12 protein-coding genes are annotated in these 13,530 nt (G+C 68.1%); 9 read left to right on the forward strand and 3 right to left on the reverse strand.

Translation table 11 applies throughout. From position 1 onward, the window contains the following. Positions 1-10: 10 nt before the first annotated feature. Positions 11-220 (forward strand): hypothetical protein, encoded by a 210-nt coding sequence (locus tag B7Z76_RS03640; RefSeq protein WP_174504429.1) that lies wholly within the window; start codon positions 11-13, stop codon positions 218-220. A 257-nt stretch (positions 221-477) separates the two neighbouring features. Here B7Z76_RS03640 and B7Z76_RS03645 read toward each other — a convergent pair whose 3' ends face one another. After that, positions 478-924 carry a hypothetical protein gene (locus B7Z76_RS03645; RefSeq protein ID WP_236656460.1) on the reverse strand — a complete coding sequence of 149 codons (447 nt, stop codon included), beginning with the start codon at positions 922-924 and terminating at the stop codon, positions 478-480. Positions 925-1,148: 224 nt separating this feature from the next. On the opposite strand from B7Z76_RS03645, the gene B7Z76_RS03650 reads away from it, so the two are divergent. Together B7Z76_RS03650 and B7Z76_RS03655 are read left to right on the forward strand one after the other, a co-directional pair. Continuing rightward, the gene (locus B7Z76_RS03650) at positions 1,149-1,898 is read left to right on the forward strand and encodes a Crp/Fnr family transcriptional regulator (RefSeq protein ID WP_236656461.1); all 750 of its coding nucleotides are present in this window, start codon (positions 1,149-1,151) and stop codon (positions 1,896-1,898) included. A 121-nt stretch (positions 1,899-2,019) separates the two neighbouring features. Beyond that, positions 2,020-2,721 carry a CBS domain-containing protein gene (locus B7Z76_RS03655; RefSeq protein WP_174504431.1) on the forward strand — a complete coding sequence of 234 codons (702 nt, stop codon included), beginning with the start codon at positions 2,020-2,022 and terminating at the stop codon, positions 2,719-2,721. 174 nt (positions 2,722-2,895) lie between these two features. On the opposite strand, the gene B7Z76_RS03660 is transcribed toward B7Z76_RS03655, so the two are convergent. After that, positions 2,896-4,068, reverse strand: a complete 1,173-nt coding sequence (locus B7Z76_RS03660) for a pyridoxal phosphate-dependent aminotransferase (protein WP_291342217.1) — start codon at positions 4,066-4,068, stop codon at positions 2,896-2,898. Positions 4,069-4,075: 7 nt separating this feature from the next. Continuing rightward, a complete protein-coding gene (locus B7Z76_RS03665) occupies positions 4,076-5,449 on the reverse strand; it encodes a gamma-glutamyltransferase (RefSeq protein WP_174504433.1) in 1,374 nt (457 codons plus the stop codon). Positions 5,450-5,632: 183 nt separating this feature from the next. Here B7Z76_RS03665 and B7Z76_RS03670 point away from each other — a divergent pair, with 183 nt between their 5' ends. The 6 genes from B7Z76_RS03670 to odhB all read left to right on the forward strand — a co-directional run bounded on the left by B7Z76_RS03670 (position 5,633) and on the right by odhB (position 13,529). Next, complete coding sequence (locus B7Z76_RS03670; protein WP_174504434.1) at positions 5,633-5,782, forward strand: hypothetical protein; 150 nt, start codon at positions 5,633-5,635, stop codon at positions 5,780-5,782. A gap of 51 nt (positions 5,783-5,833) precedes the next feature. Continuing rightward, positions 5,834-6,988: a cell division protein ZapE gene (zapE, locus tag B7Z76_RS03675; RefSeq protein ID WP_174504435.1), complete on the forward strand. Its 1,155-nt coding sequence runs from the start codon at positions 5,834-5,836 to the stop codon at positions 6,986-6,988. A gap of 121 nt (positions 6,989-7,109) precedes the next feature. Then, a complete protein-coding gene (gene sucC, locus B7Z76_RS03680; RefSeq protein ID WP_174504436.1) occupies positions 7,110-8,306 on the forward strand; it encodes an ADP-forming succinate--CoA ligase subunit beta in 1,197 nt (398 codons plus the stop codon). Beyond that, positions 8,306-9,181: a succinate--CoA ligase subunit alpha gene (sucD, locus tag B7Z76_RS03685; RefSeq protein WP_174504437.1), complete on the forward strand. Its 876-nt coding sequence runs from the start codon at positions 8,306-8,308 to the stop codon at positions 9,179-9,181. The genes sucC and sucD overlap by 1 nt, the downstream gene beginning before the upstream one ends. A gap of 240 nt (positions 9,182-9,421) precedes the next feature. Then, positions 9,422-12,271 (forward strand): 2-oxoglutarate dehydrogenase E1 component, encoded by a 2,850-nt coding sequence (locus tag B7Z76_RS03690; RefSeq protein ID WP_174504438.1) that lies wholly within the window; start codon positions 9,422-9,424, stop codon positions 12,269-12,271. A gap of 34 nt (positions 12,272-12,305) precedes the next feature. After that, the gene (gene odhB, locus B7Z76_RS03695) at positions 12,306-13,529 is read left to right on the forward strand and encodes a 2-oxoglutarate dehydrogenase complex dihydrolipoyllysine-residue succinyltransferase (protein WP_291342221.1); all 1,224 of its coding nucleotides are present in this window, start codon (positions 12,306-12,308) and stop codon (positions 13,527-13,529) included. The last annotated feature ends 1 nt before the right edge of the window (position 13,530 follow it).

Raw genomic sequence — 13,530 nt, forward strand, 5'->3', positions numbered from 1 at the left:
GGCACCATCCATGCTGTCCATGATCAAGTTCGTCGCCCTCGGGGGCATCCTGGTCGCCGCCATCCTGCTCGCGGTGGTCACCGGCGATGAAGGCCCCTGGTATTTCGGCTGGCTCGTCGGCACGGTGATGATCGTGCTGATCGCCGCCAGCGGTGCCGTGCTGTTCGAGGCGCAGGAAAGCGCCGTCCGCGCCCGCAACCACAACAGCAACCACGTTTGAGGAGACCCCCCATGCTCGGCGGACTCGAAGGCCTCATCCTGTTCATCCCGTTCGTCTATTTCGGGCTCTACGTCATCGCCTGGCTCTACGCCCGCCGCCATTTCCCCTGACGGCGCGGGAATGCGCGCGCGCCCCGATCCGCCGGATCGGGGCGCGTTGGCGCATCCGCCACCACGCGGTGCCGTATTCGGTTTATCAACAAGACAGAGCACGGCATCCGATCCTGATGGATCGGAACGTGCTCTGGAAAGAGGGGTTCAGAACAGGAACGTATGCTCGCCGGTGCTGGTCACCGCGCGGGCCATGGCGGCGAGCGCTTCCGTGGGCATGTCCGGCCCGGTCGAGACGATCCGCATCGCCCCGCACCCGGCCGCCCGCGCCATCGCCGCGAGCCGCGTCGCCATGGCGGCGCGCAGCTCCCGCCCATGCAGCGGGTCCATCACCGCGAAGGGCCGCACAGCCATCACCATCCCGTGCTCGATGTCGCTCACGCACCGGTAACAGGCGAGGCCGCACGGATTGTCGCGCCGCACCCAGCGGATCGTGATCGTCCCGCGCCGGTTCGGGTCCGCCCCGAGCAGCCCGCGCGCGTGGCGGCGCCAGCGCGGCAGGTCCAGCCAGGGCTGCACGAGGCGCGCCAGCACGAAACACGGGTCGATCTGCGCCTCGTTCATCGGTTCAATCAGGAATGCCGGTTCGTGCATGATCCTCATCATCAATAAGCATGACAGGATTGCCCGCCACGACGCCGCCCGCCTTGATCGAAATCAAGTATTGCCGCCGGAACCCTGATCAAATTCCGGTTCAGATGCCGCCCCAGGCATGATTTCGATGACATAACGAACAGTCGGTTCAAAATGATTGCGGTTGCGCCCCGCGCGTCGGCTGGCCTAGATACAACATTCTGAGACGTCAGAAGGGCGCGCAGATGTTGGAGCAGCGGGATCGGGCGCATCGTTCGCCGATAAATCTTTCCGAAGCCATCATTCCGGGTCTGTGCGCGGGGTGCGGTGCGCGTCATATCGGCCTGTGCGACGCACTCGCCGACGAAGACCTGCACTTCCTCGCCAGCGTCGCCCGGCAGATCACGGTCGCCCGCGGCCACAGCTTCGCCATCGAGGGCGACAGCGCACGCTATTTCTTCAACATCAATGCCGGCACTGCCCGCCTGCACAAGGATCTGCCGGATGGCAGGCGGCAGATCACCGGCTTTGTCGGCCCCGGCGATTTCGTCGGCCTCGCCGCCGACGACCGCTACACCTTCAGCGCCGAGGCGATCGAGGATGTCCGCCTCTGCCGGTTCGACCGCACCGAGCTGCGCGGCGTCTTCTCCCGCTTCCCCGCACTCGAGCGCCGCCTGCTCGACGTCGCCTCGCACGAGCTGATCGTCGCCCAGGAACAGATGCTCCTGCTCGGCCGCAAGAGCGCGATCGAGCGTCTCGCCAGCTTCATCGATGGCTGGAGCCACCGCGCGATGCTGTGCGGCGGCGGCAGGGAATCGCTGCGCCTGCCGATGACCCGCACCGACCTTGCCGACTATCTCGGCCTGACCATCGAAACCGTCTCCCGCGCCCTCTCGGCGCTGCGCAAGCAGGGCGTGATCGACGTCACACCCGACCACAATATCAGCGTCGTCAAGCCGCACGCCCTGCACGAGATCGCCCGCGCCGGCGCCTAGAGCATCATCCGATCCATCGGGATCGGAGCGTGCTCTATTCGCCCGCGCCAGCGTTTGACGCAGGTCAATGCGCGAGGCGGGCAGCGCGCCCATCATCCCCCTCAGCCAGAAGGAGGATCCGATGAACGTGCGCGAGATCATGACGGTGGGGCCGCTCACCGTCGAGCCGGAAACCACCCTCGCGGATGCCGGCCGCATCATGCTGGACCAGAATCTCTCGGCCCTCCCGGTGATCGACCGCGGCGGCCGCCTGCTCGGCATCGTCACCGATGGCGACATGCTCCGCCGCCCCGAGCTTGAAACCGTGCCGGAAATCGGCTGGTGGCGCGGCTTCCTCGCCCCCGAAACCTCGGCCCGCCAGTTCGCGCGCACCCGCGGCCGCCATGTCGGCGAGATCATGACCACGCCGGTCCGCTCCGTCGGCCCCGACACGCCGCTCTCCGACGCGATCGACATCATGGAAACCTACCATGTGAAGCAACTGCCGGTGGTCCAGGGCGAGGTCCTGCTCGGCATGCTCAACCGCCGCAACATCCTCTCCCGCCTGATCACCGCCCTGCTGGTGATCGAGGACACGCCGGTGAGTGACGACGTGGTGGCAACCCGCATCCGCGCCGCCATCGAGAAAACCAACTGGGCGCCCAAGGCGACCATCGAGGTCAAGGTCGATCACGGTATCGCGACGCTCTCCGGCCCCGTCTTCAGCGATGCCGAGCGGATGGCGCTGATCGTGCTCGCCGAGGGGATCGGCGGCGTCCGCCGGGTGGCCGACGAAATGGTCTATGTCGATCCCACCAGCGGGGTCGCTTTCGGTTCCTACTAGAGCATCATCCGATCAGATGGACCCATCTGATCGGATAAAGATGCTCGGTTTATCAATAAGATAGAGCACTACATCCGATCCGAAAGGATCGGAAAGTGCTCTTGAGCATCATCCGATCAGATGGACCCATCTGATCGGATAAAGATGCTATATTTATCAATATGATAGGGCGCCTTACCTGCGTCCGGGCGGCGATTCGGTCAGCCGGCGCGCCGCCTCGGCGATGTCGGCTTCGTCCGCGCAATAGGAAAACCGCACGAAATCGCCGCCGCGCGCGGTGTCGAAATCATGCCCCGGCGTCGCCGCAATGTGCAGCTCGTGCAGCATCGCCCGGCAGAATTCGGCGCTGTCCTGCCCGCTCGCCGCGATGTCGGCATAGATGTAGAAGGCGCCATCCGCCGGCGAGAGCTTCGTCATCCCGGCGCGGGGCAGGGCGTCGAGCAGCAGGGCGCGCGAGCTTGCATAGGCATCGCGCCGCGCCGAGAGTTCGGCGTGGCAGTCGAACGCCGCCTCGGCCGCGCGCTGGGCGACATGCGGCGCGCAGATGAACATGTTCTGCGCCAGGCACTCCACCGGCCGCACCAGCTCCTCCGGCAGCACCATCCAGCCGACGCGCCATCCCGTCATCGAGAAATATTTCGAGAACGAGTTGATCACGATCGCCGAGGGGCTGAAGGCGGCGGCGGTGGCGGCCGGCGTGCCATAGGTCAGGCCGTGATAGATCTCGTCGCTGATCAGCCGGATGCCGTTCGCATGGCAGTGCCGGGCGAGGGCGGCGAGGTCGTCGGGATGCAGCATCGCCCCGGTCGGATTGGCCGGCGAGGCGATCAGCAGCCCGTCCGGCTGCGGATCGAGCGCTTCGAGCATCGCGACCGTCGGCTGGAACCCGGTCTCCTCGGTCGCCGGCAGCAGCAGCGGCCGCAGCCCGAGTGCTGTCATGATGTTCAGATAGGGCGGATAGCAGGGCGCGGCGAGGGCGATCGTGTCCCCCGGCTCGAACGCGGCGAGGAAGGCGAGCGGAAACCCGCCCGAGGCCCCGGCGGTCACCGCGATGCGCGCGGCGGGCAGGTCGAGCCCATACCAGTCGGCGTAATGCGCGGCGATCCGCCGGCGCAGCCCGGCAAGCCCCAGCGCCTCGGTATAGCCGAGCGGATCACGCCCCTCCATCGCGCAGGCTATGGCGCGGCGCACCCCCTCGGGCGCGCCGGCGCCGGGCTGGCCGACCTCCATGCGGATCACCCGGCGATTCGCCGCTGCCGGACTCGCGGCGAGCGCATTGGCCGCCGAAATCACGTCCATCACCAGAAAGGGCGGAACCCGCCCCGCCGTGCCGGTTTTCAGTGCCATGGCCGCCTCAGCGCGACCCGATGGCGAGCCCGGCGCCGCGCGGATCGGCCACGGCGGCGCAGGATTTCGGCGCTCCCGGCAGCGTGCCCGAACAGGCGATCGCATTCGCCCGGCCCGGCGCCGGCACCGGATGCGGCATCGCCTGGCCGGCGCGCAGCGATTCGGCCATCGCCGCCCCGGCGGCGAGCGGCGCGCCCGCCTGTCCCGCTCCCGTCGTCACCGCGCGGAAGGCGCCATCCGTGGTCGCGAGCGCCACGCTCAGCAGCGGCGGGCTGACCCGCTTCGGCGAGGCGGCGAGCAGGATGCCCGTCCCGGTGGCGATCCGCCCGGTGCCGAACAGGTTGTTCATCGTCGTCGCACAGCCGACCACGCCGCCCTTCGCATCGGCGATCGCATATCCCGCCGAAGCCGGCAGCGCGCCGAACCCGGTCACATGCCGCGCAGCGGCGGCGGCAGCCAGCGCGTCGCGCCCCGCCCCGGCGAGATCGTCCGGCGCGCTCGCCAGCGCCTCTATCGCCGCGCGCGTGCCCATCCCGGCAGCGGTCGGCGGCAAAGCGATGTCCGCGCCCAGCGCATGAACGATATCCGGCGTGGCATAGCGCGCGGCATCGGCGCGCAGGTCGGTCGCGGTCAGCCCCGCGCCCGCCTCGGCCGCCCCGGCGAGCAGGCTGTCCGCCAGGTGCCCCTGGTAGAAGCTCAGCACCCCGCCGCTCTGCAACCGCGCGAGCGTGGCGGCGAGGTCCGGCTGGCGCAGCGTCTCGCCGGCCTGCAACAGCTGGCCGGCGGGGCTGGCGAACACGTTGCGCGCGGCCGGATCGGCCAGCAGCGCATCGCCCACCACGCCAAGATCAGCCGCCAGCGCGCGCGAAACCGGAACGCCGCCGCCGGCCATCGTGGCGGCGGGCGCCATGTCGGTGGCGAGCGGCAGGGCGCCGTAGCGCGCCTGCATGGCGAGCAGCCCGCGCGCCATCTGCGGCACCGCCGCCGGGCGCGCCGCCCCTGCCTGGCTGCCGCGCGGCGTGCCGGGCGGAAACAGCAATGCGACGGGGCGGCCGGTGCCGCCCTCGTCATGCGGCATGTCGATGAGACAAACAGCGCCGCCGCCGAGCCCGGCGCGCGAGGGCAGGGTGACGCCGAGGGCGAAGCCCGCCGCCACCGCGGCATCCACCGCATTGCCGCCCTTCTGCAGGATCTCGTGCGCCGCGACGCTCGCCTCCGGCACCGGCGTGACGACGAACCCCGCCACCGGCGCCTGCGGCTTCGGCTCGCCCAGCCGGGCGTTGCCGCCGCCGCCGACAAGTTCGTTCGACAGGCCGCAGCCGGCGAGCAGGAGTGCGGCGGCGAGCGGGGCGGTGCGGCGCAAGATCGACAAATTCGCCATCCTCGTGACTGTGGAATACGGCAGGAGCGAAACCGGGATAACCGCCTTCGCCCGGCCGGGCAACATTCGAGCCATCCAGCCCCGCGCCCGGCGCGGGTTGCGCCGCCGCCCCCGCACCCCAATTCGACGGCAATGCGGGACGGCGCGCCGCCCGCGAGGATGATGCAGCAGGAGACCGCAACAATGCTGACGACGATCGACGCGTGGCTGAACCGCACTTTGCGCAACCATGACAAGTTGCGCAAGCTGGCCTGGTTTTCGCTCATTTATGTCTCGAGCGTAATCGCTTTTGGAATTTTCGCCTTCGCCCTGCAGGCGCTCGTCCCCGCCTGACCGCCGGCCCGATGTTGCGCTGCCGCATGGAGTGCGCTACCCGCCCTGCTCATGCTCATGAAGGCTCCAGAGCGGACCGATGATGGATTGATGTCGGCCTACCGGGCGCTGATCGAGGCCGGCACGATCCTGCCGGACCCGGTGCAGCGCCGTGCCGCCGAGCGTCTGCACGAACTCTGGTCCCGCCTGCGCGCCTACGATCCCACCCCCAAGGCCCCGCCCAATGGCTGGCTCGGCCGCCTGCTCAACAAGAAGCGGGTGGACGAGGTGCCGGAGGATTACCCCTCGGGCCTTTATCTCGTGGGCGAGGTCGGCCGCGGCAAGTCCATGCTGATGGACCTGTTTTTCAGCGCCGCCGAGGTGCCGCGCAAGCGCCGGGTGCATTTCCACGAATTCATGCAGCAGGCCCATGCGAGGCTGCACCGGCTGCGCGCCGAGCGGCCCGACGAGGATGCGGTGCTCTCGCTCGCCGACGCCATCGCCGCCGAATCCGTGCTGCTCTGCTTCGACGAGTTCCAGGTCCACGATATCGGCGATGCGATGATCCTCGCCCGCCTGTTCGAGGCGCTGTTCGCCCGCGCCGTGGTCGTCGTCGCCACCTCGAACACGCTGCCGGACGATCTCTACCGCAACAAGCCGGGCTATGAGAGTTTCCGCCCCTTCATCGGCCTGCTCAAGCGCCATCTCGACGTGATGGTGCTCGATGGCGGGCGCGACTACCGGCGCGAGCGCGTGCGCGGCGCGCGCAACTGGTACGTCCCCGCCGATGGCCGGGCCGAGCGCGCTCTCGATGATGTGTTCGCCGAACTGACCGGCGGCGTCGCCCCGTGTGCCGAAACCCTCACCGTCTTCGGCCGCAAGCTCGCCGTGCCGCTCGCCGCCAGCGGCGTCGCCCGGTTCGACTTCGCCGCCCTCTGCGCCCAGGCGCTCGGCTCGGGTGATTATCTCGCCCTCGCCACCCATTACGACACCGTGCTGATCGACGGGATTCCCCGTCTTTCGCCGGACAATTTCGACGAAGCGCGGCGCTTCATCACCCTGATCGACGCGCTCTACGAGCACCGGGTGAAGCTCTACGCCTCGGCCGCGGCGGAACCCGCAGCACTCTACACCTCGGGCGAGGGGGTCGCGATCTTCGAGCGCACCGTCTCCCGCCTCGAGGAAATGCGCAGCGAGGCCTATTTCGCCCTCGCGCATCTCACCTGAGATGCTGTTGCGCCGTCCCGGCCATTGGTCTAGGCCGCACGACGGCGGTTCCGCCCAGGACGGACGGCGCGCAGGCAATCGGTTTCGACTGACAGGCGAATGATCACCGTAAGGGGGCCCAATGAACATACATGAATACCAGGCCAAGGAATTGCTGAAATCCTATGGCGTCGCGGTGCTGGACGGGCATGTCGCCTGGACCGGCGAGGAGGCCGCCGAGGCGGCGCGCAAGCTTCCCGGCCCGATCTATGTCGTGAAGTCGCAGATCCATGCCGGCGGCCGCGGCGCCGGCCATTTCAAGGACGATCCCGAGGGCAAGGGCGGTGTCCGCCTCGCGAAATCGCCCGAGGACGTCGCCGCCGCCGCCGAGGCGATGCTCGGCAACACGCTGGTGACCAAGCAGACCGGCGCCGCCGGCCGCGTCGTCCGCCGCGTCTATGTCGAGGCCGGCTGCGACATCAAACGCGAACTCTACCTCTCGCTGCTGGTCGACCGCGCGAAATCCGAGATCGTCATCATGGCCTCGACCGAGGGCGGCATGGAGATCGAGGAAGTCGCCGAGAAGCACCCTGAGAAAATTCTCCGCGTCGCGGTCGATCCGGCGAGCGGCATCTCCGGCTTCCACGCCCGCCGCCTCGGCTTCGGTCTCGGGCTCGACGCCACCCAGATGAAGGCCTTCGCGAAATTCGTGAACGCGATGTACAAGGCCTTCGTGGCACTCGACTGCGCGATCGTCGAGATCAACCCGCTGGTCGTCACCGGCGCCGGCGAGGTTGTCGCCCTCGACGCCAAGGTCAGCTTCGACGACAACGCGCTCTACCGTCACCCCGACCTCGAAAAGCTGCGCGACGAGGCCGAGGAAGACCCGAAGGAACTCGAAGCCGCCAAGCACAGCCTGAACTACGTGGCGCTGGATGGCTCGATCGGCTGCATGGTAAACGGCGCCGGCCTCGCGATGGCGACGATGGACATCATCAAGCTCTACGGCGCCGAGCCCGCGAACTTCCTCGATGTCGGCGGCGGGGCGACCAAGGAGCGCGTCACCGCGGCCTTCAAGATCATCCTGTCGGACCCGAATGTCGAAGGCATCCTGGTCAACATCTTCGGCGGCATCATGCGCTGCGACGTGATCGCCGAGGGCGTGGTCGCCGCGGCGCGCGAGGTCTCGCTCTCGGTGCCGCTGGTCGTCCGCCTCGAGGGCACCAACGTGCAGCTCGGCAAGGACATCCTCTCCAAATCCGGCCTGCCGATCATCGCGGCCGACAATCTCGCTGACGCGGCGCAGAAGATCGTCGCCGCCGTGAAGGAGGCCGCATAATGGCTATTCTCGTCAACGCCGAAACCAAGGTCATCACCCAGGGCTTCACCGGCGCGCAGGGCACCTTCCACTCCGAACAGGCGATCGCCTACGGCACCAAGGTCATGGGCGGCGTCACCCCGGGCAAGGGCGGCACCCGCCATCTCGACCTGCCGGTGTTCGACACCGTGGCCGAGGCCCGCGAGGCGACCGGCGCCGATGCGAGCGCGATCTACGTCCCGCCGCCCTTTGCCGCTGACGCCATCCTCGAGGCGATCGACGCCGAGATCCCGCTGATCGTCTGCATCACCGAGGGCATTCCGGTGCTCGACATGGTGAAGGTCCACCGCGCGCTCGCCGGCTCGAAATCGATCCTCGTCGGGCCGAACTGCCCGGGCGTCATCACGCCGGATGCCTGCAAGATCGGCATCATGCCGGGGCACATCCACCGCCGCGGCAAGGTCGGCATCGTGTCGCGCTCCGGCACGCTGACCTATGAGGCGGTGGCGCAGACCACGGCGGCCGGGCTCGGCCAGTCGAGCTGCGTCGGCATCGGCGGCGACCCGGTGAAAGGGCTCGATTTCGTTGACGTTCTGGAAATGTTTCTGGCCGATGATGAGACCGAGGCATTGATCATGATCGGCGAAATCGGCGGGCAGAGCGAGATCGAGGCGGCCGAGTTCCTGGCCCGCAACAAGGTGAAGAAGCCCACCGTGGGCTTCATCGCCGGCGTCACCGCGCCGCCGGGCCGCCGCATGGGGCATGCCGGCGCCGTGATCTCCGGCGGGCGCGACACCGCGCAGGCCAAGATCGAGGCGATGAAGCATGCCGGCATCCATGTGGCCGACAGCCCGGCTTCGCTGGGCAGCACCATGGTCAAGGCGCTTCGCGCCTGAGCCGGGAGACATCAGGCTTGTCGTTCCGTCTCCGATCGCCAAGGGTGCATGCAGGTGTGCATGCAGGTGTGCATGCAGGGGTTCATGCAGGGGTTCATGCAAGGAAAGCATCCCTGAGGCGATCCCTGACGGTGCAACGGCCTGACCGATTGGACTATGTGACGACCACGATTTGAAAGACGCGCCGGCTCCATGCCGGCGCGAACTCCATGAGCCAGATACGGCCGAGGGACATCTGAGATGGCGGGTGTGGATATTCTTGCGACAGCGATGAACGGCGGCAACGCGGCCTTCATCGCAAATCTTTATGCGAAATGGGTCGAGGCGCCCGATTCGGTCGATCCGGATTTCGCCAGCCTGTTCGCCGCCCTCGGCGACGATGCACGATCGGTGCTGAGCGACGCGGCCGGCGCCTCCTGGGCGCCGCGACCGGTCAGCTTCGAGCGACCGGCAGCCCCTTCCGCACCGGGCAAGGATGCACCGCTTTCCCGCCAGGGCACGATCGATTCGATCCGTGCCCTGATGTTCATCCGGGCCTATCGCGTGCGCGGCCATCTCCAGGCCGATCTCGATCCGCTGGGCCTGCGCGAGCCCGGCCCCCATCCCGAGCTTGATCCCGCGACCTACGGCTTCACCGAGGCCGACATGGACCGGCCGATCTTCATCGACATGGTGCTGGGCCGCGAAACCGCGACGATGCGCGAGATCATCGCCATCCTGCGCGAGAGCTATTGCGGCAAGATCGGCGTGGAGTTCATGCACATCCAGGACCCCGAGCAGAAATCCTGGATCCAGCGCCGTGTCGAGGGCGCGCCCTGGCGCACCGCGCTCGATGCCGCCGGCAAGCGCCGCGTCCTCACCCAGCTCACCGAGGCCGAGGGCTTCGAGACCTTCTGCCAGCGCCGCTATGTCGGCACCAAGCGCTTCGGCCTCGAAGGCGGCGAAAGCACCATCCCCGCGCTGCACGCGATCATCGAGACCGCGGCGGAAGGCGGTGTTGGCGAAATCGCCATCGGCATGCCGCATCGCGGCCGGCTCAACACGCTGGTCAACATCGTCAAGAAGCCCTTCACCGCGGTCTTCTCCGAATTCGGCGGCGAGAGCTTCAAGCCGGATGCGGTGCAGGGCTCGGGCGACGTCAAATACCATCTCGGCACCTCGACCGACGTGATGATCGCCGGCCGCAAGGTGCATCTCTCGCTCCAGCCCAACCCCTCGCATCTCGAGGCGGTGGACCCGGTCGTCGCCGGCAAGGTCCGCGCCCGGCAGGACATGGCGGGCGACACCCGCGGCCGCCGCTCGGTCATGGGCATCCTCATGCATGGCGACGCCGCCTTCGCCGGCCAGGGCCTGGTCTATGAAACCCTGGCGATGAGCCAGCTCATCGGCTACCGCACCGGCGGCACGGTGCATATCGTGGTGAACAACCAGATCGGCTTCACCACCGTGCCGGCCCACGCCTATTCCGGCCTCTACTGCACCGATGTCGCCAAATCCGTGCAGTCGCCGATCTTCCACGTGAACGGCGACGATCCCGAGGCGGTCTCCTTCATCGCCCGGCTCGCCACCGAGTTCCGCATGGAATTCGGGGTGGACGTGGTGATCGACCTGGTCTGCTACCGCCGCCACGGCCATAACGAGACCGACGAGCCCGCCTTCACCCAGCCGCTGATGTATCAGGCGATCCGCGGCCGCAAGACCACCCGCACCCTCTATGCCGAGCGCCTCGCCGCCGAGGGCGCGGTCAGCACCGCCGAATCCGACCAGATCCACAAGGATTTCGTCGCCACCCTGGAAGAGGCCTACAAGGCCGCCGCCAGCTACAAGCCCAACAAGGCGGACTGGCTGGAAGGCCACTGGGCCGGCCTCAACTCCGCGCGCGACGAGGATGGCGAGACCGAGGAACCCACCGCCATCTCGCTCGAAACGCTGCGCCGGATCGGCGATGCGCTCGCCCACGTGCCCGAGGGGTTCGAGGTCAATCCCAAGATCGCCCGCCAGCTCGACGCCAAGGCCGAGATGATCCGCACCGGCGAGGGGATCGACTGGGCGACCGGCGAGGCCCTTGCCTTCGGCTCGCTCCTGCTCGAAGGCCATCGCGTCCGCCTCTCCGGCGAGGATTGCCAGCGCGGCACGTTCAGCCAGCGCCACGCCGTGCTGATCGACCAGACCAACCAGAACGAATACGTCCCCCTCAACAATATCGAGGACGCGCAGTCCCGCATCGAGATCTTCAACTCGCTGCTCTCCGAGGCCGGCGTGCTCGGCTTCGAATACGGCTACTCGCTGGCCGATCCGCGCACCCTCGTGCTCTGGGAAGGCCAGTTCGGCGACTTCGCCAATGGCGCGCAGGTCATCATCGACCAGTTCATCGCCGCCGGCGAGAGCAAGTGGCTGCGCATGTCCGGCCTGACCCTGCTGCTGCCGCACGGCTATGAAGGGCAGGGGCCGGAACATTCCTCCGCCCGTCCCGAGCGCTTCCTCCAGCTCTGCGCCGAGAACAACATGGCGGTGTGCAACATCACCACCCCGGCCAACTATTTCCACGCGCTGCGCCGCCAGCTGAAGCGGAACTTCCGCAAGCCGCTGATCATCATGACGCCGAAATCGCTGCTGCGGCACAAGCTCGCCGTCTCGACGCTGGATGACATGACCAACGGCTCCGCCTTCCGCACCGTCATCCCCGAGACCGACGCGCTGGTGGCCCCCGAGAAGGTGCGCCGCGTCGTGCTCTGCTCCGGCAAGGTCTATTACGACCTGCTGGCCGAGCGGCGGGACCGCGGGATCGACGATGTCGCGATCGTGCGGATCGAGCAGCTCTATCCCTTCCCCAGGAAGGCGCTCAAGACCGCGATCGAGGCCTATGTGAACGCCGAGGTGATCTGGTGCCAGGAAGAGCCCGAGAACATGGGCTACTGGCATTTCCTCGACCGCCGGATCGAGGCGACGCTGGAATGCACCGCGACGAAAATGGCCGCCTCGCGCCCGCGCTTTGCCGGCCGCAAGGCGGCGGCGAGCCCGGCGACGGGGCTGGCAAAGATCCATGCCGCCGAGCAGGCGGCCCTGGTCAGGGAAGCGCTCGGCGTCTGAGGCGCGGGCAGGAACAGGAAGTAAGGCAGGAAGCATGAGCACCGAAATCAAGGTTCCCACCCTCGGCGAGAGCGTGACCACCGCGACCGTCGCGCGCTGGATCAGGAAAGTGGGCGAGACCGTCGCCCAGGATGAGCCGATCGTCGAGCTGGAGACCGACAAGGTCACCGTCGAGGTCAACGCCCCGCAGGCCGGCACGATCGAGGCGATCGCCGCCGATGAGGGGGCCGAGGTCGAGGTCGGCGCCCTGCTGGGCACGATCGGTGCCGGCACCGGCGCCGCTGCCGCGCCGGAAGCCCGCCCGGCCGCCAACCCGCAGCCCGGCGTCAACCCGCCGCCGCCGCCCTCCGGCCCGGTCGCCCGCACCGGCCACGCGCCGATGCCGGCCGCGCAGAAAATGATGACCGAGCAGAAGATCGACGCCGCCCAGGTCGACGGCACCGGCAAGGACGGCCGCATCACCAAGGGCGACGTGCTGGCCTTCATCGAGACGCCGGCCGCAGCCACAGCGCCGGCAGCCCCCAGGACAGCTCCCAGGGCGCCGCGCACCGCCGATGCGCGCGAGGAACGGGTAAAGATGACCCGCCTGCGCAAGACCATCGCCGCAAGGCTGAAGGAAGCGCAGAACACCGCCGCCATGCTCACCACCTTCAACGAGGTGGACATGGGCCCGGTCATGGCGCTCCGCGCCGAATACAAGGACGTGTTCGAGAAGAAGCACAAGGGCATCCGCCTCGGCTTCATGAGCTTCTTCGTCCGCGCCTGCATCGCCGCCCTGCGCGAGTTCCCGGCGGTCAACGCCGAGATCGACGGCGACGAGATCGTCTACAAGAACTTCGTCAACATGGGCATCGCCGTGTCCAGCCCCTCGGGCCTGGTCGTGCCGGTGCTGCGCGATGCCGACCAGCTGAACTTCCCGCAGATCGAGGGCGCGATCGCCGATTTCGGCAAGCGCGCCCGCGACGGCGCGCTGAAGCTCGACGAGCTGTCGGGCGGCTCCTTCTCGATCACCAATGGCGGCGTGTTCGGCTCGCTGATGTCCACGCCGATCATCAACCCGCCGCAATCCGCCATTCTCGGCATGCACAAGATCCAGGACCGGCCGATGGCGGTCGGCGGCAAGGTCGAGATCCGGCCGATGATGTATCTCGCCCTGTCCTACGACCACCGCATCATCGATGGCCGCGAGGCGGTCTCCTTCCTCGTCCGGGTGAAGGAAAGCATCGAGGATCCCCGCCGCCTGCTGCTGGACATCTGAG

Source organism: Acidiphilium sp. 20-67-58 (assembly GCF_002255515.1).
Lineage (GTDB): Bacteria > Pseudomonadota > Alphaproteobacteria > Acetobacterales > Acetobacteraceae > Acidiphilium.